Source organism: Gemmata algarum, assembly GCF_034097035.1.
GTDB classification, from domain to species: Bacteria; Planctomycetota; Planctomycetia; order Gemmatales; family Gemmataceae; genus Gemmata; species Gemmata algarum.
Genome location: NZ_JAXBLV010000211.1, coordinates 59221 through 82412 on the forward strand (window position 1 = coordinate 59221; position 23192 = coordinate 82412).

The window sequence follows — 23192 nt, forward strand, 5'->3', positions numbered from 1 at the left end:
GGGCGTGTCACGGGTATCATGATTACCCTCGAAGCAACACAGGCTGCCGCAGCCCTCATGGACGCTCACACGCTCGATCTCCTCGGCTTCGAGAAGGTTCGCGAACTGCTCGCCGGATACGCCGCATCCACACTCGGTCGCGACCTCGCGCGCCAGACCGAGCCGTCACTCGACCCCGGCACGATCCGCAAGGAAATCCAACTCACGACGGAGATGGTTGAGGCGCTCGGGCTGAATCAGGCGCCGCCCTTTGCGGGCCTGCACGATGTCCGATTGGTCGCGCGCCGGGCGCAAATCGGCACCATGCTCACCGCCGAGCAACTCATTGAGGTGGCCGAAGCACTCAACTGCACCGGCGCTATGTACCGTTACCGGATGCGCTTGGCGGAGCACCTTACGGGAATCATCGACCACCTCTCCGGGATCGAAGACCTCGGCACCGTCGGCAAGTCCATCGGGGGGTGCATCGACGGGCGCGGGCATGTTCTTGACATGGCCAGCCGCGACTTGGCCGCGGTGCGCCAGAAGCTCTTCGATCTCGACGAGAAGGTGAAGGCCGAGGTCCGGCGCCTGCTGCGCGACCCCGAGTTACGCAAGATCCTGAGCTACCCGAACGCGACCGTTCACGGGGACCACTACGTGCTACCGGTGTCGGTGAACCACCGGCACAAGGTCAACGGGGTGGTCCACCGCGTCAGCGGGACCGGCGAAACGGTCTTCATCGAGCCCGCCAGCATCGCCAACCTGAGCGCCGAGCGGGTGCAACTGAAGGCCGACGAGGACCGCGAGGTGAAGCGGGTGCTGCGGCGGCTCAGCAGCGAGGTCGGGAAGGTCTCGAAGCCGCTGATCTACTCGCTGGAAGTGATCGCGAAGCTGGACCTCATCACCGCAAGGGCTCGTTACGCTCGCGACTTCAACATGTGGCCGCCGGACGTGAACACAGAAGGAAAGCTGTGGCTCCGCCAAGCCCGTCACCCGCTGCTCGAAGCGATGTTCCGCAACGACCCGGTCGCTGAAGCACCGCCGCCCGGTTCCGGCAGTTCCGCACCGAGCCCCAAGCCCAAAACGCGCTCGGTGGTTCCGATCGATATCCGGCTCGGGATCGGGTTTAACCTGCTGGTGATTACCGGACCCAACACCGGCGGCAAAACGGTAACGCTGAAAACGACCGGGCTCTTGTGTCTGATGGCCCAGTGCGGGATGCACATCCCCGCGGGCGAAGGGAGTTTAGTCCCCGTCTTCCGCCACATCCTCGCAGACATCGGCGACGAGCAAAGTCTGGAACAGTCACTCAGCACGTTCTCTTCACACATCACGCGCATCAGCTCTATATTCCAGGTCGCAGACGAACACAGCCTTATCCTGCTGGACGAATTGGGCGCGGGTACGGACCCGACCGAAGGCGCGGCGCTCGGGCGCGCGATCCTCGACCAACTCGATTCGGTGCGGTGTCGCGCCATCGTGACGACGCACCTCGGCGACCTGAAGACCTACGCGTTTAACAACGACCGGGCCGAGAACGGGGCCGTCGAGTTCGACATTGAAACCATGCGCCCGACCTACCGGTTGCACATCGGGCAGTTCGGGATGAGTAACGCACTCAAGATCGCCCGGCGCCTCAAGTTGCCGAAGGATCTGTTGCGCAAGGCGCACAAGTACCTTAAGAAGCGCAAGGGGAAGGGCGGCGAACTGGCCCGGCTTCAAGAATTGCGGTTGGAGGCCGAGCAAGCGAAGGTCGACGCGCTGGCCGCCCGGCACGAGGCCGACCGGGAGAAAGAGCAACTGGCTCGCGAGCGTGCGGCGCTCGACAATCAGGCCGCCGAGCGGGCGGCTCTCAACGAGCTTCGTGCGACGCTGAAAACGGGAACCTTGGTGACGGTGCAGCGGTTCGGCTCGACTGGAAAGGTCGTGAAGGTGGACGCCAAGAAGCAAACGGTCACCGTGAGTGTGGGCATCGGGCAGTGGGAAGTCCCTTTTGAAGAAATCTTTCCGGCATAGCGCTTGCCACGCGGGCCGGTCGTGCTGACCCGCGTGACAAAGCACTTACTACGGAGCGTCTTCTGGCTGATTCGCCGGTTCTTGCGGGACGGGAACGGAGCCGAGCATCTCCGGCTTCACCTTTTCCAGATAGCTCACCAGTACGCCGAGCATCGCCCCTTCCACGACCACAACAGGCAAGTGGGCGAGCAACACGAGTTGAGCGAGCCGCTCCCACTCGTACTTTCCGCCCAGAAGCAGCGCCACGAAATTCAGCAGGACGGCGGCCGCAACGGCACCGCCCCCGAGCAGCACGCCGCGAGCGAACGCCGGCACACCCAACCGGCGTAGCGCCGGGTACAGGAGCCCCGCCGCAAGAGCGGGCACACCCACGATGCACGTGTTCAGCCCTAGCGTGGACCAACCGCCGTGCTGGAGTAACGCGAACTGCAAGCCCAGTCCGATCGATACCGCCAGCGGAGCGCGGCGCCCCAGCACCACACCCACCAGACCGTTTAAGATCAGGTGAACGCTCGTCGGCAGCACCGCGAGCTTGATGTGAACGCTCGACGCCACAAAGAACGCGGCCGTCAGCACCCCGATGCGTGGGATCTCGTCCTCACGCACCCGGTACAGCGCGATCGCTAGCAGAACCGCCATCCCGGCGAACCCGGACGCCAACCACACGTCGGAAAGCGCCCCATCGCCCAAGTGAACCGCGAACAGTGCTGTATACATGCGTGCGTTTCTGGAGCGCGGACCTCTGGTCCGCAAATGCGATCGTGTTCAGTTCGCGTGACCGAACCGCCGAGCGCACTCGGCACTCGAACGGTCAGCGGACCCGCGCCCCAGTGTGAGCTACTTCCCGCCCACCACCGCGACGCGGGCCGGCGACTTCTCCACGTCGTCCAGTTCGATACGCACGTCTTCGGTGCGCTTCGAGCGGTCGATCAGGACCGTCACCGTCTGTACGCCGGTCTTGAGATCGAGCACCGTCTCCGGCTTCGGTTCGACCGGGACGTTGCCGACGTAGACCGTCAGCCCGGCTACCGAGTTGAACTTGAGCTTCGCCGCGCCCGCAGTAGTCACGTCCAACTGGAACCGGACCACGCTCTGCGGCGCGGTGTCGGCCCACACGGTAAACTTCGGCAGTTCTGCGAGCGGTAAATCGCCCGACGTTTTCGAGTACCCCTGCGACCATGTGAACGGCGCGTCCGGCTCGGCCGCGGCGCTCACGCGGGCGCGACGGAACGCGTTCAGGTTCGTCGGGCTCGGGTCGATCACCTGCCACCGGCGTACCAGCCGCGCCTTGCTCGGTGCGTAGCTCCCGCCCACCTTTCCGAGTTCCGACAGGTACTTCACGAGGTCCGCGAAGTCCTGCTTCGTAAGCGGGTCCGTTAGCCCTTCGGGCATGAGCGACTTCGTGGACTTGCTTTGCTCCGCGACGTCCTTCACCGGGACCGTGATTTCCTTATCCTCCGCGGTGCGAAGAACGAGGAGCCCGTTCGCCTCGCGGATCTTGATCCCCTGAAGCACCTTGTCCTCGACGGTGACAACGCGGGTCACGTCGAACCCTTCCTTGATCGCCTTATGTGGCAGCAGGAGCGAGTCGACAAGGTAGTCGGGCTGCGCGCTGGCGCCGATCGACGTGAGGTCCGGACCGACCTGCCCGCCGGCGCCACCGTAAGCGTGGCACGCGACGCACTGAAGCTCCTTGCGCCGGAACACCACTTCGCCCCGCGCCGCGTCGCCGGTTTTGAGTGCTTCGGCGGTGAGCGCTTTCACCTCGGCATCGGTAGGCGGCTTGCGAGGTGCATCGAGCCCCCCGGCCTTCGTGAGCGCCGCAACGAGATCGTCCGCGGGCTGACCGTTGGCGCGAACGGCCTTCAGTCCGATCTTCGCGACATCGGCAGCGAACGTCTTCCCTGTGAGCGCCTTCGCCAGAGTGGCCGCTCCCCCCTTTCGGTTGACGAACGCCGCGAACAGGTCGGTCAACTCTTCGTCGGGTTGGGCGCCCGTGAGAAATTCGGCCGCTTTGGTGGCCGCGTCGTCGGGTTTGGTGGCGGTGTAAACGATGATCGCGTCGCGCCGGAACGCCGGCGGCGACTTCGGCGACATCAGCGCGTCAAGCGTGCTCTGGGCGAGCGACCCACCCATCGCGGCCAGCCCTTCGAGCGCGGCCCGACGGTCCTCGGTGGTGCCCTGCGCGTCGCTCGCCACCTTCGACAGTACCAGAGCGTGCTCTTCAGACTTCCACAATCCGGCGATACGCATCGCCGAGCGTCGTGCGGCTCCGGTGCCTTTCAGAAGGGGGTTCAGGGCGGCCGCCCCCTTCGGCGCGGTGATCTTGCGCGTGCGGATCGCGTCTTCAACCGCCTGGGTGAGTTCGGCCCGCTGGGCCTCGGGGGTGTCGGTTTCTCCGGCATGCGTGAGAACCTTTGTGATCTCACCAGCGCCACCGATCTGCGCGAGTAACAGGTACAGCCCGCGAACGTTCTCTTTCGGCACCTTTCCGCCGTCGATCAGCGCGAGAACGGGCTTCACGGTGTCCTTGTTGCCGATCGCGTTGAGAGCGAACGCGAGCTTCTTCGCGTCGCCGCCGAACGTGAGCTTGCCCGCCTGGAACTCGGGGAGCCAGTACGGTTCGAGTTCGCGCACCGTCAGCCAGAGGGCGTAGTCGAGAACGCGGTCCATTGGCTTATCAAGAACCGTCAGCGCGATGGGCGCAGACGCGAGGTGTCGGATGCCGGCGAGTGCGCGGACGGCCTCCATGCGGACTCGCGGATGGGGGTGGCTACACCCCGCAGCTATTATTGACACCTTCCGATCATCGCGGACGCCGGACTCTGCCAGTAGTCTTGTCGCGAGTCCCGCAACCTCCGGCTGCGGGCAGTGCAGCAGTCCGGTCAGCAAATCAAACGTGGCGTGAGTTGCCTCTCGCGCGTCGGGCGGCAGCGTGGCGACGGTCCCGAATGCTTCGTGGAGTCGGAGCACTTCGAGCAGGGGGCGGTAGTCGGTCGGATCAGGGTCGGCGGCCTTCTTTGCCCACTTCTCCAATTCCGGCAGTACCTTTTCGGCGCCGCGCTCCTTGAGCACGCGCTTCGCCTGCTGGCGGGTCCACTGCTCCGGCGCCTTCAACTGCTCCAGCAGTTCGGGAACAGTGGCGTCCACCAACTTCGGCGGCTTCACGAGATCGCGGCCCTTCGCGGTGACACGCCAGATGCGGCCGTGCGTCTTGTCGCGGCGCGGGTCGCGGAAGTCCACCTCGCCGTGCTGGATGATCGGGTTGTACCAGTCCGCGATGTATAGCGCGCCGTCCGGCCCCATCTTCACGTCGATCGGCCGGAACGCCGGATGGTTGCTCTTGATCACCTCCGTCATCTCGCGGCTGGCGAACGTGCTGCCGTCGTCCTGGAGCTTGAACCGGCAGACGCGGTGCCCGCGGAAGTCGTTCGTGATGAGGTCGCCCTGCCAGTCGTCCGGAAAGTGCCGCCCGCTGATGATCTCGAGCCCGCAGTGTTTGGGCGAGCCGGGGTTCAGCCCGTGCAGTACCCGTTGCGCGTGCGGCCCCTGCGAAGTGAGATAGTACCCGCCGGGAACGACGTGGTTGATGCCCTCACCGCCGGCCCCGTCGGTCGCGAACGACTGGCCGTATTTGTCGAACGCATGACCCCACGTGTTCACCCACCCGCGGGCGAACACGTCGAGTTCGGTTTTGTCGGGGTTGAACCGCCAGATCCCGCCGGCGTTGAGCCGCTTCACCCCCGTAGGGGTTTCGACGTGCGAGTGAATGTAGATCGACTGGTTGAAGTAGAGCCGGCAGTCCGGTCCCCACCGGAACGTGTGAATGATATGGTGCGTGTCCTCGGTGCCGAACCCGCTCAGCAGCACCCGCTTCTTGTCCGCTTGACCGCCCGGCTTGCTCGCACTCAGGTGAACGAGTTCGGTGCTGTTAGCGACATACACGCCGCCGTCACCGGGTTCGAGTCCCGTGGGGATGAGCAACCCGTCGGCGAACACGGTGGTCTTGTCCGCTCGGCCGGTGCCCTTCGTGTCTTCGAGCACGATGATCTTGTCGTTGGCCTTCTCGCCCGGCTTGATCTGCGGGTAGTGCTCGCTACTGGCGACCCAGAGCCGGCCCTGCGGGTCGAAGTTCATCTGAATCGGCTTGGCGAGCAGCGGGTCGGCCGCCCAGAGCGTCACCTCGAACCCCGGCGCGACGATGAACGTCTTGCGCTCCAGTTCGGGGTCCGGGTCAGGCACCGTGGCGTTGGTCTGCGCGAGCGCGACCGACGGCACAAGCGCGAGTAGCAGGCTGAGCGTGTATGTGCGCATAGTGGGAGGGGGTTGGTGTGCGATTCGGGAGCGGGCGCACCGAGCGTTTCGCCCGGGCGGTTGGGGCGGGTTCGTTACTTTAGCCCCTTGCGGAGCCGGGCGATTTCGTCCTCGGCCTTCTGGATGAAGGGATCGAACTCGGCCATCTCCTTCGCGTTCTTACCTTGCTCGTGCTTGCGGAACCCGAACAGGTAGGTCTCGTTCTGCGGGCGCCACTTGTTGAAGAACTGCTCGTTCTTCGCGACGATCGCCTGGCGAAGCAGCTCAAGCTCTTTCTCGCGCTCGCCGGTAGGGCCGGCGGCAGAATACCCTAGGCTCGCAATGAACGCTGTGGCGGTCATTCGATATCCGTCCTGGGTCAAATGCACGCCGTTCGTCGTGAGTGGTGGGTGCTGGCTTCGGAGCTTTTGATCGTCTTTGAGAAACCTTTCTTGGGTGAAAAAGATGACCTTCACAAATTCATTCAAGTCGGCGAACTGGTGCCCGTGCTTTTGCGCCAGGGTTTGGATGCTCTTGCCGTACAGGTCAATCATCTCGTTGCGCTTTTGCGGATTGGGCGCGCCCGCTTGCGTTTCAAGAGCGTTAACCGGAATGGGCGTGAACAGGACGATTCGCGCGTTGGCGGGTTTCAGCGCGTCGAGGAGCTTTTCCAGTCCCTTCTCGAACTTCGGCAGCCCCTCTTTACCCTCGAACGCTTCGTTCGAGCCGTAGCTCACGAAGATCACGGTGGGCTTCAGTGCCAGCGTTTGGTCAACGATTTGTTTGAAACACGCGTCCGGGTTGTTGAAGTCGAACCGCCCGCGGGACTCGCCGTGGACCGTGTCGCCGCTCCAGCCGAGGTTGCGGACGGTGATGTTCTTGTCGGCGTTCGCGGCAACGAGCGCCGCTTCCCAGTAGCCGTACCGCTGTTCGCGCTCGACGAGCGTGCCGCCGAGCCACACGATTCGGTCGCCGTCTTTTAACTTGAGCGCCTGTGCCGGCTGGGCGGCGGGTGCGGTGCCGAGAAGCACCGCGAACGCGGCGGAGAGGAGCATGAGGGGTTCCTCGCGGGTGGGATGTTACGTTAGCGTACACGAACCGGTCGCGGTTGACACGTCCGGCGGGTTGTGTATTAGTGTCGCCCTTACTTCCTTCAGCAGTGGGCACCGATGCGCAACGGGTTGCGGTGGGTACTGGGGTGCGTCGCCGCGGCACTCGTTCTGGGCGCCCCGGCGGCGGCGTACCGCGCCCAGTACATCCACGCCAAACGGTTCCGGGAGGTCGAACCCGGCCGGCTCTACCGCTCGGGGCAGATGACCGCCGCCGGGTTCCGGGAAGCCGTCGACCGGTACGGCATCAAAACGGTCGTCAACCTCCAGCACGAGGAACCGGACCCGCTGCTCCCCGACCACTGGCTCGGGAAGGGCCAAGTGCGCGAGAGCGAGCTGTGCGCGCAACTCGGTGTACGGTACCGGTTGCTCACGCCGGACATTCTGCCGCCGGGGAACCAGCTCGACTGGGAGCCGCCCGCCGTGAAGCAGTGGCGCGACCTGCTGGACGACGAGAGCAACTACCCCGTGCTGCTGCACTGCAAGGCCGGGCTGCACCGCACCGGCCGGCTCACCGCCATCTACCGCATGGAGTACCGCGGGTGGTCCCCGGGCGAGGCCCTGCGCGAGCTGCGCGCGAACGGGTACGGGTACGTGGCGGCCAGCGAGGGGGACGAGTTCGTGATCCAGTTCGTGCAGAACTACAAGCCCCGCTCGAAGGCCGAACGGCTCGCCTCCGGCGGCGCCGCCGGGGTGGCAGAAGGGGCCGTCGGGGGGCCGCGCCCGTGATGACCGCCATCGACCGGATGTTCCTCTGGACCTTCTTCCGGTCCTACATCATCGTGCTGATCAGCCTGGTCGGGCTGTTCATCGTGATCGACCTGTTCACCCACCTGGACGCCTTCGTCAACAAGCCGGGCGGGTTCGTCGCGTCGGCGCGGCACATTACCTACTACTACGGCAACCGCGTCCCCGAGTATTTCGACTTGTTCGGCAACTTCGTCACGCTGATCGCCGGCGCGTTCACCGTGGCCTGGATGCAGCGCAACAACGAACTGCTGCCGCTGCTCTCCGCGGGCGTGCCCACGCGGCGGGCGATCCGGCCGGTGCTCCTCGGGGCCGCAGTTACCCTGGCGCTGGGACCGCTGAACCAGGAGTTCCTGATCCCCGAAGTGGCGGACGCACTGACCACCCAGCGCGACGACCCCGACCAAGCGAAGGCCCAGGCCCTGATGGGCGCGTACGACAGCAGCGGCATTCACTTCGAGGGGCTGTCCGGGTTCCGCAAGGACAAGCGCGTCAAGAAGATGTGCGTCACGTTCCCGGAGCACTCGCGCAGCGGCATGGTGCATCTGACCGCGCAGGACGCGGTGTTCTTGCCCAAACAGGGCGACGACCCGCTGACCGGCGGGTGGCTGCTGACCGACGCCACGCCCGACACGTTCACGAGCGAGATCCCGTTGAACCTCACCGTTCTGGGGACCGGGCGGTTCTTCGTGAAAGTGCAAGACGCGGACTACGACGCCGTGTGCCGCGGCGGGGCCTGGTACATTTACGCCGCCACCAGTGATCTGCAAACGATGCTGGTCGATCCCGAACCGCGGCGCCGGGGAAAGCTCGCGGTGCTGTTCCACACGCGCGTCACCCGGCCCCTCATCGGCATGGTTATGGTCGTGTTCGGGCTGTCGGTGGTCCTGGGGAACCCGAACCGCCACGTCATCATTAGCTCGGGTTTGTGTCTGATCGTATCCGCGGCAACCTTCTTGTTCGTGATCGCGTGTAAGTACCTTGGGGACCAGGACGTGCTGCCGCCGCCGCTGGCGGCGTGGCTCCCGGTGATCCTGTTCGGCCCCCCGGCGCTGGTTGCGTTCGATGCCGTTCACACCTGACCGCGGACTTGTCGGCCCGCGCTGAGGGCGAAGGCAACCGTGCCGAGGCCCCCACCGCGGCCCCGCCAGACCAGTCCCCGCTTCTTCGTTTCGTGTTTGTCGCGCCGGCACCCGCGGGCTTCGCGCCAAGCGGGAAGCGGCGTCCCCTCGCGCGCTTCCGTTTGACAACAGCGCTAACACTTCGCGCCCGAAAAGTTGACACGCGGGAAATGGAAATAAGCTGCGTTTCATTTGATATCCCGCAATTTCGGTTCTAATTTTCGCCTTTTCCCGACTCCGCTCGGTTTCGGAACGCAAATCGCTTTTCCCGGTCACTCACCCCCTAAACAGACGCACCCGCTGCTCACGCGGCCGGGGCGTCACCGTCGGACACGTGTCCGACGGCTCACCCGTTCCGTTGACGGAGACTCGGCCCGTGAAGTTTGTGACTCGCCCCGCCCGCCCGAACCGGTTCGCTCCGAAGCTCGAACAGCTCCAACAGCGCGATGTCCCGGCCCTTCTGGTCCCCTCCTCGCTCAGCGGTTTCGTTTACGTCGATACCGACTGCGACGGCCGCTTCGACGCGGGCGAACAGCCGATCGCGAACGTCACCGTCACTCTGAGCGGCACGGAAGCCGAAACCGGCCTCGCGGTCAGCGCGACCACAAAGACCGGTTCCGACGGCAAGTACACGTTCGCGGACCTCAACCCCGGCACGTACACCATCCGCGAGACCCAGCCGAGCGGGTACGCCGATGGCGCGGACACCCAGGGCACGCCGGGCACCGGTACCACCACGAACGACGCGTTCAACAACATCGTTCTGAACTCCGGCGTCGACGGCACCGACAACAACTTCGGGGAGAAACTCGCCGCGCCGCCCGCGACCGGTTCGCTGTCCGGCACCGTGTACTGCGACGCCAACAAGAACGGCCGGTTGGACGCGGGCGAGGGCGGGATCGCCGGCGTGAAGGTCACCCTGAGCGGCCCGGCCGGCACCCGGACCGCGGTGACCGACGCGAGCGGCCGGTACGGGTTCGGCGACCTGATCGCGGGCACGTACACGGTCACCGAGTCGCAACCCGCCGGCTACAGCCAGGGCCAGAACACCCCCGGTACCCCCGCCAACGGGTCCGTGACCGGCGACGTGATCGGCGGCATCGCGGTCACCGGCACGGCCCTCACCGGGTACAACTTCGGCGAAATCAAGGTGCCCTCGTGCGACGACCACGGCGGCAACGATTGCGGTTCCGGCCATGACAAATGGTGCGATCACGACAAAGGCCCCAAGGACGACAAGGACTGCGACGACAAGAAGTTCGTGATCTGCGGCGTCGGGACGATCAAGTGGGACGTGAAGTGGGACGTGTGCCCGCCCCCCACCAAGCCCGTCACGCCGACCTGCCCGACACCGGTGAAGAACCACGACAAGTTCCTGTGTGACGACAAGTTCACGCTCCCCTGCCCGACGCCGGTGAAGCCGGCCCCGGTACCGGTCGCGTGCCCCGCGCCGTCCAAGCCGGTGACGTGCCCGACCCCGCCGACGAAGCCGACCACCCCGCCGGTGGTGTGCCCGGCCCCGGTGAAAGTCACCCCCATTTTCTCCGTCTGCCAGCCGACCTTCGGTATCAAGCCGATCCGCTGCTAAGCCCCTTGGGCCGGTCGCAGAGCCGAAGTCACCGCCGGACCGCGCCCGGGTAACACGCCCGTCGCGCGGCCGTTGCTCGGAACAGCCGCCGGCCCTCCCGTTCACCGAAACCGTCGGCCGGGTGGCCGGCGCATCAGTTGTTGCACCGTATTTTTCCCGCTCCGCACTTCCAAAAGTCCGAAACGCCCGTTGCGAAGGGGCCGGGACCCGCAGATTGCTCCGCCGAGCGAATTCGCATGAGCAAGCTGATCGCGGCTTAAGTTTCATTTTGGCAATGGTTTACGTTCTTGCACCGGCTTGAAGCGGGGACCGGTGCCCTCTCCTCTGATGACCTCGTTCGCGACTTCCAGCGTGGGATTCGTGGGTAGCGGCGGACCAGCGAATCGCCAGTCCATGACCCGTTCCGGTACCAGCGGGCGTCTCGTCGCTGTCCCATCGCTTCCCCACCGGCACACGCCCCGCCTTCGCACCGCGAGCAAGGAACGGCCGAGCTTCACGGCTGATTTCTGGCCCGGCGGACCGTGCCCGCTTCTTGCGGCCCGTGCTCCCTTGCCCGTGCATCCGCGCCCGCCGTTACGGCAGAACCGTCAGCGCCGCAAAGGTCACGTCCAAACGTGACGCGGCAGCGGAACCGCGAACAAAGAGACGCGGCCGACGGCCGAAGCAAGCCGCACATTAAACTGATGGCACCGCGCTCGCGCCGCCACTCGGCCGGAATTCGTGCTGTGGGTGCGCCTGTGATCCTGTGTTGTTGACGGGCCGTGACCGCCCGGGAGCGGTGTAACGTCTCCCACCCCCCGGTGGTCGCGGCTCGTCAAGAAAGCGGCCGTATTACCGGATGCGTGTACGAGTACGGCCTGCTCGCGCCGCGAGCCTCGTCGCTAGCCGGTTGTGCCGGTCGCCCGGGAGCGCTGATGCGAGCTGCGGACGGGAACAGCTGCGGTTCAATAGACCGATGGAACGCGCCCGCGGCGCGGCTCGCCGACCCGACTCCGGTGCCGCTCATGAAACCCAACACGCACTGCGGCTTTTGCGGGGCCGCGTTCGCCCCCGACCAGCCGTGGCCGCGGACCTGCGCCGGCTGCGCCCACACCTCTTACCGGAACCCGATCCCGGTCGCGGTGTGCCTGCTGCCGATCGACGACGGCCTCTTGTGCGTCCGCCGGGCGATCCCGCCGGAGGTGGGCGGGCTCGCGCTGCCCGGCGGGTACATCGACTTTGCGGAGACGTGGCAGCAGGCCGCCGCACGCGAGCTGTTCGAGGAGACCGGGGTGCGGGTCGATCCGGCCGAGATCGAGCACGTCCGCACGCTCAGTTCCGATCGCGGCGACGGGGTGCTGCTCGTGTTCGGCCGCGCCCAGCCCCGGCCAGCGGGCGCGCTGAAGGGCTTCACGCCGACGCCCGAAACTTCCGAGTTGGTCGTAATCCGTGAGGCCACGGACCTGGCGTTCCCGCTCCACACTCAGGTGGTGGCCGAGTTCTTCACCCGCTGAGAGCGGTTCGGCTGTGCTACGGTTGAGTGAACCGAACACGCACCCGCTACGGCACCGCTCTCATGGCAACTGCTCCGCCCGCCGAACCGCAACCGGCCGCCCCGCCCGCTGAGGCGCAACCGGATACCGCCCCACCGGCCGCCCCGACCCCACCGGAGCAGCCCCCGACAGCGACGCTGACCACACTTCAGTGGCTCCTGCTCGCGCTCCCGCTCGGACCGCTCGTGCTGCTGTTCCTGGTGTTGGATGCGTTCTACCCGGCTCGTACCGCCCTGCTGTGGACGGACCCGCTCGGCCAGAAGTTGCTGGGCGCGGAGTTCGCCCTGCTGCTGTTCGGCGCGCTCGTCTGCGTCGGCGGGTTCGCCGTCTCGAACCGGTTCGTCCCCGGGCCGCTGGGGCTCGCGGCGCGGGGGGCGATCGTGGCGCTGTGGTGCGTGGGGTTCTGTGTCCCCGCCGGGTTCCTGCTCGTACTCGGGCCGAGCGCCGTTGAGATCCAGCGGAACGTGATCCTGGTCCGGCATTGAACTTCGTGTGATCGGCTCAACGCGGGATGCACCGGCGCTCGATGGGAGGTAAAGTAATCCCCACCCCACGAGGCCGGAGTATGGGCAAAAAGAAGAAAGCCGTTGAGCCCTCATCCCTGTTCGATGAAGACCAACCGCAGCCGCCCGCACCCGAACCGGCGGCCGAAGAGTTACCCCCGCTCCCGCCCGGCGTGCCCGGACTGCCCGCCGACCTCGACCCGTCCTGGCACAAGGCCCTCGATCCCGAAACGCGGAAGCCGTACTGGGCCGATCTTGTTCGGTTCATCATCGAAGAACGCAAAACGCAGACCGTGTTTCCCCCGGCCCCGGACGTGTTCAACGCCTTCCGGTTCACCCCGCTCGATAAGGTGAAGGTTCTGATCCTCGGACAGGACCCCTACCACGGCCCGGGGCAAGCGCACGGACTGTGCTTCTCGGTCAAGCCCGGCGTCGCGACGCCGCCCTCGCTCCGCAACATCTACAAGGAACTGGAAACCGACCTCGGCATCCCGCCGGTCAAGCACGGCTATTTGGCCGAGTGGGCGCGGCGCGGCGTCCTGATGCTCAACGCCTGCATGACCGTGCGGAAGGGACAAGCCAACTCGCACAAGGACAAGGGGTGGGAGAAGTTCACCGACGCCGCAATTTCCGCCGTGAGTGCCCAGTCACGCCGGGTCGTGTTCGTGCTGTGGGGCTCATACGCACAGAAGAAAATCCCCCTCATCGACCAGAAGAAGCACGTGGTTGTGAAGTCGGCGCACCCCTCGCCGTTTTCGGAGCACCTGTTCTTCGGGACCAAACCGTTCTCGAAGGTCAATGAGGCGCTCGAGGCCGCGGGCGAGGAGCCGATCGACTGGCGGCTGCCGGAAAAGGCAGAAGAGTAAGAGTGTTCACCGCAGAGGGCACGAGAGGGCGCCGAGAGAAGACCCAGAGAGGTAAGATTTTGAGCCCGACTCTCCCGAATTTTGGTTTTCTCCGCGCTCTCTCGTGCCCTCTGCGGTGAACACTCTTACTCTTCTCACTCCGCGACCAGCGGGAAACGCACGCGGAAGGTGGTGCCGCGCAGCGGGGCCGATTCGATCTCCAGGTCCCCGCCGTGGTGCTCCAGGACCATCGCCACGAACGACAACCCGAGCCCCATGCCGGCGCTGTACCCCTCGTAGAGCGCGTTGTCGCGCTTGGTGCTGAAGTGCGTCTTCAGGCAGTTGCGGCGCACCTCGTCCGTCATCCCGATGCCGTTGTCGCGTACTTCGAGCACCGCGTGGTCCCCGTCCCGGCGTGCGGTCAGGTGGACCTCGCCCTTCCAGCCGGCCGCCGCCATGAGCTTCTGCCGGCGGGCCGCCGGGTCCGTCTCGCGCTTGGCCTCGTCGCGGAGGTAGTTCCGCATCTCGAACGTGGCGTCGCGGGCGTTGAACACCAGGTTCTCGACCGCCTGCTGGAGGTGCGAGAGGTCGCCGGTCACGAGCGCGGAACCCGGCGGCACGTCGGCCGCCACCGTGAGCTTCCACTTGTCGCGGCCCATCTCCGCCCAGGTGCGCTGCGTGTCGCGAAACAGGCTGAACGCGTCCACCTGGGTCACCTCCGCGTTGGCCGGGTCGCGCCGCACCGTGCGCAGGATCTGCTGCAACCGCTCTGTCACCGTCCCCAGGGTGGATTTCACCTCGTCGAGCATCTCGTGCTGCGGCCCGTCGGCCGCTTCCATGCACCGCGCGATCAGGTCGTTCGGCCGCACCAGCAGGTTTTTGATGTTGTGCGCGTAGCTGCCCGCCATGATGCCGATGCTGGCGTAGAGCTGCGACTTCATCTCCAGCGCCTCGCGCTCGGCCTCGGCGGCGCGGGTCTTGTGCTGGGCGGCGTTCAGCTCCTGCTCGAGCAGCTTGCGGCCCAGTTCCTCGCTCGCGCGCTCGAGCTCCTGCTGCCGGACGCGGACCTCCAGCAGGTTGCGCTCGATCAGCTCGCGCTCCACCTGCGCGGCGAGCAGCTCGCGCTCCCGGTGCTCGGCCTCGGCGGCCACGCGCCACTTTTCGAGCTCCCGGGCCTGCTCCCGTCGGACCGCGCGCACCACCAGGAACACCGCCAGCAGGGTGGTCGGCACGATCACCCCGGCGGCGATCGTCTGCCAGTGCCGGAACTCGTCCTGCTGCTGCTGCATCCGGTTGAACGAGTGCAGTTGGTACACGCACCGCACCGTCGCGCGGGCGCCGGGGCGGTCAAGCGGCGGCTCCACCTCGAGGGTGCGCAGTTGCGCCTTCGCGGACCCGCCGGGCCGCGGCTTCGGGGAGGTCCACGTGAGGGGTTCCGCTGGCGCGCCGTCGGCGTCGCTGACCCCCGCGAACTCGACTTCCAGCGCGTACACGTTGGGGAACAGCGGGAGCTGTGCCGTGTACATCCGGGTCGGCTCGACCATCGCCTCGAGGTGCTGCCGGATCTCGGCCCGCTTGTCGTGGACGCGGTCGGCGCGGTTGGGCAGGTCCGGGGAGTGGAGCAGATCGACGTACTCCTTCACCAGTTCGGCGAGTGTTTTGCGGAACACGCGGGTGTTATCGACCCACTCGCGCACGTCGGCGCGGTCGGACTCCTCGTTCCAGTTGGCGCGGGTCGCCAGCAGCCACGCCAGCAGCCCGACCAGCACCGCCCACAGCACCGCGAGCGGGGCCAGCCGGCCGGCGTAGCGCCACGGGGAAAACCGCGGCGCGTCGGCCGACTCCGGGTAAGGGGGGATCGCGCCCGTGCTCATTCGCTGCCCCCCAGGTCGCTCGGCCGCACGGTCTGCACGACGGGCCGCCTGCGGATGCGGTCCCAGCCCGTCCCGCGCCTGCGGGTCCACACCTCCAGTTCCGCGTCGGGGTACGCCACAACCCCTTCAACTCGCGGCGCCGGGCGGAGCACCACGATGTGCTCCCCGGACCCGCTGATCCGGTTCCCGGACGGGTCGAAGAACGCCGGCGAGAACCCGCGCAGCCGCTCGGCGAGTTGGTCGGCCCCGTCCACGATGCGGCCGGCGCCGTCCGGGTAGGCCCCGGCCGCGAACACGCGAATGAGGACCGAGAACAATCGGATGTCTTCAGTGGTGTGCTTCCCCACGCCCGGGCGCGGCGGCGGGGTGAGTTCGTAGCCCGCGGGCGGGGCCGGGCCGCCGGGCTCGTCGAAGTCGAGCGGGTCGGTGTGCGTGAACAGCACCAGCGGGATCGGCAGCGCCCGCACCGGCCACGCAAACTCCCCGTCCCGGAACAGCGCGTTCACCGGGATGCCGTCGCCGGTGACGGCCACCAGCCGGCGGGCCACGCCCGGGTTGCCCTGCGCCAGCGCGCTCAGCACCCGCCGGGCCGGGGCGGTGACCGTCGGCAGCACCAGCACCGAGCGCTCGCCCCGTTTGGGGAACCCGGGGTGGGCGAGGATGTCATCGACGATGCGCGCCTCGTACGGGTTAGGGCGGGCGAACCGCCCGGTGCTGAAGGGCACGAAGCTGGCCTCGACGCTCAGCCGCACCCGCCGCGAGGCCGCGCCGCGCTCCGCGATGGCCTCGCGGAACTGCTGGGCCAAGTCGAGCGAGTAGGGGTCGTCCTTCCACGCCACCGCGAACGCCTGCACCCGCTGCGGCCCGGCCGCCCGCTCCGCGAGCCACGGGAACGCCCACGTGTCGCCGGCCGCCGCCGCGAGCGCCCGCAACTCGGGCCACACCGCCGGCCCCGGGCGCAGGGTCGGGTCGGCGAACACGAAGTCCGTGACCGCGCCGGCCATCTGCTTGTTCGTGAAGCAGAACCGAAACGACCGGTCGTACAGGTCGATGAGCTTGGGCGGCTGATAATCGACCGCGTAGTTGTCTTCGTCCGGGTACACCGCGTCGGCGGTCGCGGTGGCGAGCAGGAGCAGCGGTTTCTGCCCGGGCCACGGGGCGCCGTTAAGGGCCTCGGCGAGTTCGCGCGCCCGGTCACTCGACCACCCGCCAATAACCGCCACCGGCGCCGGCGCCCGCGCGGCCAGCGCCTGCGCCCACGTCGTGTAGGGGGCGTCGTTGGTGATCTTGTACCAGCGGACGTAGACCTTGCCCGCGAACCCGTCGCGGGAGAGCACAATCTCGGGCACCGCGGTGGTGCGGGTCGGGAACGCCTGCCGGTCGTCCACCTTCAGCCCGGTCGGCAGCGTGCTCATTTCCGCACGCTTCATGCCCCAAACGAAGTTCTCCCACGTGTCGGTGGACGTGGGGACGTGGAGCCAGGCGATCTCGAGATCCCCGTCGGGCACCGGGCGCGGCTCCGCGGCCGAAACGCCGAACCACCCGGACCGCGCCAGCGCCCACGCACCGACCGCCCCGAGCACCAGCGCGCCCGCGACCAGCGGCCACCGTCGCATCGTACACCCTCCTGGCCCCGTTCCTCGAGCGCGGTTCCGCCCGAACTCCCTGCGCGTGCGCGAGTTCCTCCGGCCCGCCGGGGTTGAGCCCGCGGCGCCTGCGCCGAACACCGGCCGGATTCACGCCATGCACGGAACTTATCTTACGCAGGGTACCGCCCCACGCCCCCCGATCCAACGCCAACCGCCGTCCGGCGGGAATGGTGTTGGATCGGGGGGGGCGGCTCGGATGTCGCCGGTGCGGTGAGATTGGGACTCCCGCGCTCACTCTTTAAGGCACCGAGGGCACGCAACCCGAACCCTTCGTCGCTTCAGACGTGGCCAGAAAGCAATAGGATTTAGGCGAGTAATTGAGGTATCATCAGGCGCACTGATGCGATCCGGTTTCCTTCGGTTCAAAGACAATCGAGGAAACCTCACGCCGCAGACTACTTTCACCCGTCCGTTTGCAAATGATCCGCAATCGCGTTGCCATGTCAGATGAGAACGCAATCAGTTCTCTTGCCGGCCCGTACTCTCAGGGCGCGTCACGGGCGACCCTCATTCGTCTACTGCCTTAACGCGAAACGCTATCGCGCCGCACCCGGTTGCTGTGGGTGCGGCGTGATAGCGTGTGGGGAGAAAGAAACCAGATGCGCAGTGGAGTACTTGATTCGCGATTCGTGAGAAACCGTTCCTGCGCTCAGCAGCGATCGGCTTTGGCCCGCGTCGTCACTTTCGGGAGTTCCTTTCGCACCTCAGAAACTGCTTGTTTTCCCACAGAACCTTGGGGTTTTTCTCGCTTGAAGGAGCGGACCGACTCATCAGTTCGAGGCTGGTCACCCTCATTGTGCTTATGCGCCACGTCAACGCTCCTGCTACGGTGAAGAAATGCACCTGAAGCATAAGTGCATTTCATGTGCCGATTTAGCACATTTGGTCCGCTGCGCACGCGGGTGACCAACTGCTATTGATTTCGTAATTTTTGTTAATTTTCTTGTTGCGGCCGAAGATGGGCCGCTTACTATCTCGACTTTGTGAACTGAGCGGCAAAGTAGGTGGACACTCCTCCTGCCCGGTCGTAATTCACAGGTACCGCGGCGGACAAGTGGGCACTTCCTCCTTTTCCGCCAGGCGCCCTGGACGCGAACGCGAGTTCCCGTCCCCGACTCGCTAGCCCGATGCGCAGGCGCAACGCCCCGTTCGGTGTCCGCTCCCCGCGGGCGCCGCTTGCCGGTTGTTTGCGCCACATGCGGCGATGAGCCGTTTATTGCTCGGCACAAGTCCCCAGGTCGGAGGTCGATTGTGGATCACCCCCCGGCAGCACAGGCGGCCGTCACCGGCAAACGGTCACCGAACGATTCGTACATCGCCCGCGGCCTCGCCGGCGCGTCGGTCGGCCTCGGGTTCTTCTCGGCGTGCATCTTCTTTTGGACGCCGATGACCTCGATTCTCTCGTCGGTCGGGCTCACCCTCGGCCTGATCTCGCTCGCCCGCGGGGTGAGGGGCGGTCTCCGCGGTGAAAACTACGCGATGGTCGGCACACTTTTGTGCGCGACCAGCCTCAGTATCACGGTGACGCTCAACCAGGTTCTGCGGTATGTACAGTGGGACCAGCTCCCGCTGCTGCCGTGGTGAAGCGGGTCCCGGCCCGCGGTGTGTGGTGACGGTTCCCTTGGTCCGTGAAGGCCAGTACGCGGAAGGCGGTTCGCAATGCCCCAGATCTTTCCCAAGGCGCTGAACCCGATCGCCAAGATGCTCGTCCTGGGCCTGCCCCTGCTGGCCGGCGGCACGGGCGTCGGCGGGGCCGCGTTCTACCGGTCCCAGTACGCGACCGGGGTCGAAGAGATCCGGCCCCAGCCGGTCGCGTTCAGCCACGCGCACCACGTCGGCCAGCTCGGCATCCACTGCGTGTACTGTCACACGTCGGTCGAGAAGGCCGGGTTCGCCAACGTGCCGCCCACCAAGACCTGCATGAACTGCCACCAGCAGATCTGGCAGGGGGCGGACCTGCTCGCCCCGGTCCGCAACAGCTACAAGGAAGACAAGCCGATCGAGTGGCTGCGGGTCCACAACCTGCCGCACTACGCCTACTTCAACCACTCGATCCACGTCGCGAAGGGCGTCGGGTGCCAGTCGTGCCACGGCCGGCTGGACCAGCAGAACCTGACCAAGCAGGAGAGCACCCTGCTGATGGAGTGGTGCATCGCGTGCCACCGGACCCCGGAGAAGAACCTGCGGCCCAAGTCCGAAGTGTTCGCCATGACCTACGACGTGTCGAAGCCGGCGGTGTGGACCGCCGAGGACTTCCCGCCCAACAGCCCGGCGGCGGCCGAGCACGTCGGCAAGCCGCGTCCCACCACGCAGAAGGAAATGGGCCTGTTCCTGAAGGAGCAGTACCACGTGCGGGACGCCGTGACGCTCACCAACTGCTCGATGTGTCACCGCTAGGCGGTCGCGGGGCCGGCGCCCGCGACCGGCCGGCCGTGGTGGTGTGGACGCCGGGACCGGGGAGCCCCCGCCCGACGAGACGAGAACGGCGGCAACGCGCAAGACTCGACCTGAGGGTAGCATGAAACCCGACAGCACGGAAACGTCCGCCGGCCGCCCGGCCGCGCCGACGATGTGGCGCGGCCTGGACGAACTCGCGGCCTCGCCGGAGTTCCTGGCCGCGGCGATGAACGAGTTCCCCGAGGGGGCGACCGAACTCGCCGACGAGCCGAGCCGGCGCCGGTTCATGGCGCTGATGGGCGCGTCCGTGGCCCTCGCCACCGGCGCCGGGTGCAACCTGCGCCCGGCGGCCCAGCGCAAGATCCTGCCGTACACCACGCAGCCGGACGAACTCACCCCCGGGCTGCCGCTGTACTTCGCCAGCGCGGCGCCGCTGGGCGGGTACGGCCAGGGCGTGCTGGTCCGCAGCAACGAAGGGCGGCCCACCAAGGTCGAAGGGAACCCGGAGCACCCGTCGAGCCTCGGCGGCGCGAGCATCCATGCGATCGCCTCGGTGCTCGACCTATACGACCCGGACCGCTCCCGCGGGGTCACCCGCCGCGGCGCACCTGCCGGATACGATGAGGCGCTCGCCGCGGTTCGCGCGAAGCTGTACCCGAACGGGACCGCGAACGCCGGCCTCCGGCTCCGCATCCTTACCGAAACGGTCACGTCGCCGACCCTGGGCCGGCTCGTTACCAGTCTGCTGAACACGTTCCCGGCGGCCCGCTGGGTCCAGTACGACGCGATCGGCAGCGAGAACGCCAAGGCCGGCAGCGTGAAGGCGTTCGGCACCCCGAACAGCACCGCCCTGGCCGCGACCTACGACTTCGTCAAGGCCGATGTCGTCCTGTCGCTCGACTGCGACTTCCTGTCCGACGGCCCCGGGCACGTCCGGTACAGCCGCGACTTCGCGGACCGCCGCAAGGTCCGCCAGGACGGGAAGAGCCTGAAGGATACCGCCGCCGGCAAGCGCACCCCTGAAGGTGTGCAGCCCGACGCCCTGAACCGGCTGTACGTCGTCGAGAGCATGCCGACCAACGCCGGGGCCGTGGCCGACCACCGGCTGCCCCTCAAGGCGTCGCAGCTCGAAGCGTTCGCCCGCGAGCTGGCGAAGGAACTCGGACTCGGCGCTCCCGCGGGTGCGCTGCCGGCCGACGCGAAGCTCGCGAAGGACTGGATCAAGCCGCTGGCCGCCGACCTGAAGGCCAAGGCCGGGAAGAGCGTGGTGCTGGTCGGCGAGCACGCGCCGGCCTCGGTCCACGCCCTGGTGTTCGCGATCAACCAGCACCTCGGCAACATCGGCCAGACGGTGAAGCTGGCCCCGACGCCGGCGGTGACCGTCGCGGGCAAAATGAGCGACTTGAAGACGCTCACCAAGGAGCTGGCCGATAAGGCGTTCGACGCCCTGATCGTCATCGGCGACGTGAACCCGGCCCACACGGCCCCGGCGGACATCGAGTTCGCCGCCGCGCTCAAGGCGGCCGGCGAAGACGCGGCGAAGCTGACCCTGCACCTCGGCCAGCGCCAGGACGAAACCGGCGTGCTGTGCCAGTGGCACATCAACGAGGCTCACTACCTCGAAGCCTGGGGCGACATCCGCGGCCACGACGGCACCGCCGCGATCCAGCAGCCGCTGATCGCCCCGCTGCACGGCGGCAAGAGCGCGATCGAGTTCTTCGGCGCGCTCGTCCCGAGCCCCTCCGACGGGGACGCGAAACTCGGCGCCCGCGTGTCGGCCGCGACGCAGGACCCGTATGAGGTGGTGCGGGCCACCTGGCGGGCGTGGTACGACGAGAAGAACAAGGGGGCCGCGCCGGGCGGCTTCGAAATCTTCTGGCAGCAGTCGGTGCGGTCCGGGGTGGTCGCGGGCTCGGCGCCCGCCCCCGTCACCGCCGCGCTGGCGGCCAACTGGGCGGCCGGGGCCGCTGCTCCTGCGGCGCCGGCCGGCGACTTCGAGCTGAACATCCGGGCGTGCCCGTCGCTGCACGACGGCCGGTTCGCCAACAACGGCTGGCTCCAAGAGTTGCCGAAGCCGCTCACGAAGATCTCGTGGGACAACGCCGCGTTCCTGAGCCCGAAGACCGCCGACAAGCTGGGCGTCTCGACCTCGTTCCGCTGGACCGCCGGTGAACACGGCCGGGCCGAGGTGAACGTCGTCGAGATCGAGGTGGGCGGGAAGAAGATCAAGGCCCCGGTGTGGGTCCTCCCCGGGCACGTGGACGACTCGGTCACAATCCACCTCGGGCACGGCCGCGACGGCGCCCGGGCGGGCAGCGTCGCCGGCGTCTACACCGACGCCGCGATCATGGGCTGGGGCAAAGAGGTGAACGTCGACGGCAAGCCCGTCGCCGGCTTCGACGCCTACCCGGTCCGCACCTCGGGCGCCCTCTGGACCGCCGCCGCCAAGGTCACGAAGACCGCCGCCACGTACCTCCTGGCCTGCACCCAGGGCCACTGGTCGATGGCGGAGAAGGACCCGGTCTCCGGCAAGGTGCTCGACCGCAAGCCGGTCCGCAAGGGCACGGTCGAGGAGTACAAGAAGAACCCGGCGTTCGCCAAGATCCCGCCGATGGCGGCCGGCGAGACCGAAGAGATCAACCTGAACCTGCCGCTCCCCAAGGCGAAGGCCCCCTCCAAGGACCCGGTGAAGGCGCACCACCCGCACGACGGGCGGCTGCACCCGCTGAACATGTACAAGCCGGCCGAGGGGTTGGCCCCGGACCTGAAGGACGCCCAGCGCCGCCGCTGGGGCATGGCGATCGACCTGAGCGCCTGCACCGGGTGCAGCGCGTGCGTGGTCGCGTGCGTCAGCGAGAACAACATCCCGGTGGTCGGCAAGAACCAGGTCACCAAGGGCCGGGAGATGCACTGGATCCGCATCGACCGGTACTACGAGACCACCAGCACGCCGGACATGAAGGACGCGTCCGCCAAGGACGCCGCGGCCATCCGCACGTACTTCCAGCCGGTCATGTGCGTGCAGTGCGAGAACGCCCCGTGCGAGATCGTGTGCCCGGTCGGCGCCACGGTCCACAGCAGCGACGGGCTCAACGACATGGCGTACAACCGCTGCGTCGGCACCCGGTACTGCTCGAACAACTGCCCGTACAAGGTGCGGCGGTTCAACTTCCTCACGTTCCAGGACTGGGCGACGGACACCCTGAAGCTCGGCCGCAACCCGGACGTGTCGGTGCGGAGCCGCGGGGTGATGGAGAAGTGCACGTTCTGCGTGCAGCGGATCCGCGGGGCCGAGATCGTCGCGGAGCGCGAGTTCCGGCAGATCCGGGACGGCGAGATCCTGACCGCGTGCCAGTCGGCGTGCCCGTCCGGGGCGATCGTGTTCGGCGACCTCAACGACGCCGACAGCGCCGTCTCGAAGTGGAAGAATGAGCCCGCCAACTACGGGCTGCTGGCCGAGATCAACACCCGTCCGCGGCTCACGCACATGGCCGCGATCCGTAACCCGAACCCCGCAATGCCGAAGGGGAACTGAC

The 23192-nt window shown here is 67.2% G+C and carries 15 protein-coding genes; 10 read left to right on the top strand and 5 right to left on the bottom strand.

Features of this window, described 5'->3' with window-relative positions:
- Positions 1 to 18: 18 nt before the first annotated feature.
- Positions 19 to 1998 (top strand): endonuclease MutS2, encoded by a 1980-nt coding sequence (locus tag R5W23_RS24545; protein ID WP_320688596.1) that lies wholly within the window; start codon positions 19 to 21, stop codon positions 1996 to 1998.
- 48 nt (positions 1999 to 2046) lie between these two features.
- On the opposite strand, the gene R5W23_RS24550 is transcribed toward R5W23_RS24545, so the two are convergent.
- The 3 genes from R5W23_RS24550 to R5W23_RS24560 form a co-directional block, all read right to left on the bottom strand.
- Positions 2047 to 2715, bottom strand: a complete 669-nt coding sequence (locus tag R5W23_RS24550) for a CbiM family transporter (protein WP_320688597.1) — start codon at positions 2713 to 2715, stop codon at positions 2047 to 2049.
- 120 nt (positions 2716 to 2835) lie between these two features.
- Positions 2836 to 6312: a PVC-type heme-binding CxxCH protein gene (locus tag R5W23_RS24555; RefSeq protein WP_320688598.1), complete on the bottom strand. Its 3477-nt coding sequence runs from the start codon at positions 6310 to 6312 to the stop codon at positions 2836 to 2838.
- Positions 6313 to 6386: 74 nt separating this feature from the next.
- Positions 6387 to 7346: an SGNH/GDSL hydrolase family protein gene (locus tag R5W23_RS24560; RefSeq protein ID WP_320688599.1), complete on the bottom strand. Its 960-nt coding sequence runs from the start codon at positions 7344 to 7346 to the stop codon at positions 6387 to 6389.
- A gap of 114 nt (positions 7347 to 7460) precedes the next feature.
- Here R5W23_RS24560 and R5W23_RS24565 point away from each other — a divergent pair, with 114 nt between their 5' ends.
- The 6 genes from R5W23_RS24565 to ung all read left to right on the top strand — a co-directional run bounded on the left by R5W23_RS24565 (position 7461) and on the right by ung (position 13757).
- The gene (locus tag R5W23_RS24565) at positions 7461 to 8129 is read left to right on the top strand and encodes a fused DSP-PTPase phosphatase/NAD kinase-like protein (protein ID WP_261187046.1); all 669 of its coding nucleotides are present in this window, start codon (positions 7461 to 7463) and stop codon (positions 8127 to 8129) included.
- On the top strand, positions 8129 to 9229 hold the full coding sequence (locus R5W23_RS24570; protein WP_320688600.1) for an LptF/LptG family permease: 1101 nt from the start codon (positions 8129 to 8131) through the stop codon (positions 9227 to 9229). Before R5W23_RS24565 ends, R5W23_RS24570 begins: the two co-directional genes overlap by 1 nt.
- 415 nt (positions 9230 to 9644) lie before the next feature.
- Positions 9645 to 10856 (top strand): SdrD B-like domain-containing protein, encoded by a 1212-nt coding sequence (locus R5W23_RS24575; protein WP_320688601.1) that lies wholly within the window; start codon positions 9645 to 9647, stop codon positions 10854 to 10856.
- Positions 10857 to 11860: 1004 nt separating this feature from the next.
- Positions 11861 to 12349 carry an NUDIX domain-containing protein gene (locus R5W23_RS24580; RefSeq protein WP_320688602.1) on the top strand — a complete coding sequence of 163 codons (489 nt, stop codon included), beginning with the start codon at positions 11861 to 11863 and terminating at the stop codon, positions 12347 to 12349.
- Between the two features lie 62 nt (positions 12350 to 12411).
- Positions 12412 to 12873, top strand: coding sequence for a hypothetical protein (locus R5W23_RS24585; protein ID WP_261187042.1), 462 nt, complete (start codon positions 12412 to 12414; stop codon positions 12871 to 12873).
- A gap of 80 nt (positions 12874 to 12953) precedes the next feature.
- Positions 12954 to 13757: a uracil-DNA glycosylase gene (gene ung / locus R5W23_RS24590; RefSeq protein ID WP_320688603.1), complete on the top strand. Its 804-nt coding sequence runs from the start codon at positions 12954 to 12956 to the stop codon at positions 13755 to 13757.
- 134 nt (positions 13758 to 13891) lie between these two features.
- Here ung and R5W23_RS24595 read toward each other — a convergent pair whose 3' ends face one another.
- The gene (locus R5W23_RS24595) at positions 13892 to 15610 is read right to left on the bottom strand and encodes a sensor histidine kinase (protein ID WP_320688604.1); all 1719 of its coding nucleotides are present in this window, start codon (positions 15608 to 15610) and stop codon (positions 13892 to 13894) included.
- Positions 15607 to 17226, bottom strand: a complete 1620-nt coding sequence (locus R5W23_RS24600; protein ID WP_320688605.1) for a hypothetical protein — start codon at positions 17224 to 17226, stop codon at positions 15607 to 15609. Before R5W23_RS24600 ends, R5W23_RS24595 begins: the two co-directional genes overlap by 4 nt.
- Positions 17227 to 18510: 1284 nt before the next feature.
- Here R5W23_RS24600 and R5W23_RS24605 point away from each other — a divergent pair.
- The 3 genes from R5W23_RS24605 (at position 18511) to R5W23_RS24615 (ending at position 23191) form a co-directional block, all read left to right on the top strand.
- Positions 18511 to 18843, top strand: coding sequence for a hypothetical protein (locus tag R5W23_RS24605; protein WP_261190019.1), 333 nt, complete (start codon positions 18511 to 18513; stop codon positions 18841 to 18843).
- Between the two features lie 75 nt (positions 18844 to 18918).
- On the top strand, positions 18919 to 19656 hold the full coding sequence (locus R5W23_RS24610) for a cytochrome c3 family protein (RefSeq protein WP_261190018.1): 738 nt from the start codon (positions 18919 to 18921) through the stop codon (positions 19654 to 19656).
- A 121-nt stretch (positions 19657 to 19777) separates the two neighbouring features.
- Entirely contained in the window at positions 19778 to 23191 is a 3414-nt protein-coding gene (locus R5W23_RS24615) for a TAT-variant-translocated molybdopterin oxidoreductase (protein WP_320688606.1), read from the top strand.
- The last annotated feature ends 1 nt before the right edge of the window (position 23192 follow it).

What these genes read in the sequence shown, in the direction of transcription:
- R5W23_RS24610 (WP_261190018.1), top strand. Translation starts at nt 18,919, where the DNA reads ATGCCCCAGATCTTTCCCAAGGCGCTGAACCCGATCGCCAAGATGCTC.
- R5W23_RS24550 (WP_320688597.1), bottom strand. Translation starts at nt 2,715, where the DNA reads ATGTATACAGCACTGTTCGCGGTTCACTTGGGCGATGGGGCGCTTTCC.
- R5W23_RS24600 (WP_320688605.1), bottom strand. Translation starts at nt 17,226, where the DNA reads ATGCGACGGTGGCCGCTGGTCGCGGGCGCGCTGGTGCTCGGGGCGGTC.
- R5W23_RS24545 (WP_320688596.1), top strand. Translation starts at nt 19, where the DNA reads ATGATTACCCTCGAAGCAACACAGGCTGCCGCAGCCCTCATGGACGCT.
- R5W23_RS24555 (WP_320688598.1), bottom strand. Translation starts at nt 6,312, where the DNA reads ATGCGCACATACACGCTCAGCCTGCTACTCGCGCTTGTGCCGTCGGTC.
- R5W23_RS24565 (WP_261187046.1), top strand. Translation starts at nt 7,461, where the DNA reads ATGCGCAACGGGTTGCGGTGGGTACTGGGGTGCGTCGCCGCGGCACTC.
- R5W23_RS24580 (WP_320688602.1), top strand. Translation starts at nt 11,861, where the DNA reads ATGAAACCCAACACGCACTGCGGCTTTTGCGGGGCCGCGTTCGCCCCC.
- ung (WP_320688603.1), top strand. Translation starts at nt 12,954, where the DNA reads ATGGGCAAAAAGAAGAAAGCCGTTGAGCCCTCATCCCTGTTCGATGAA.
- R5W23_RS24585 (WP_261187042.1), top strand. Translation starts at nt 12,412, where the DNA reads ATGGCAACTGCTCCGCCCGCCGAACCGCAACCGGCCGCCCCGCCCGCT.
- R5W23_RS24570 (WP_320688600.1), top strand. Translation starts at nt 8,129, where the DNA reads ATGACCGCCATCGACCGGATGTTCCTCTGGACCTTCTTCCGGTCCTAC.
- R5W23_RS24595 (WP_320688604.1), bottom strand. Translation starts at nt 15,610, where the DNA reads ATGAGCACGGGCGCGATCCCCCCTTACCCGGAGTCGGCCGACGCGCCG.
- R5W23_RS24615 (WP_320688606.1), top strand. Translation starts at nt 19,778, where the DNA reads ATGAAACCCGACAGCACGGAAACGTCCGCCGGCCGCCCGGCCGCGCCG.
- R5W23_RS24560 (WP_320688599.1), bottom strand. Translation starts at nt 7,346, where the DNA reads ATGCTCCTCTCCGCCGCGTTCGCGGTGCTTCTCGGCACCGCACCCGCC.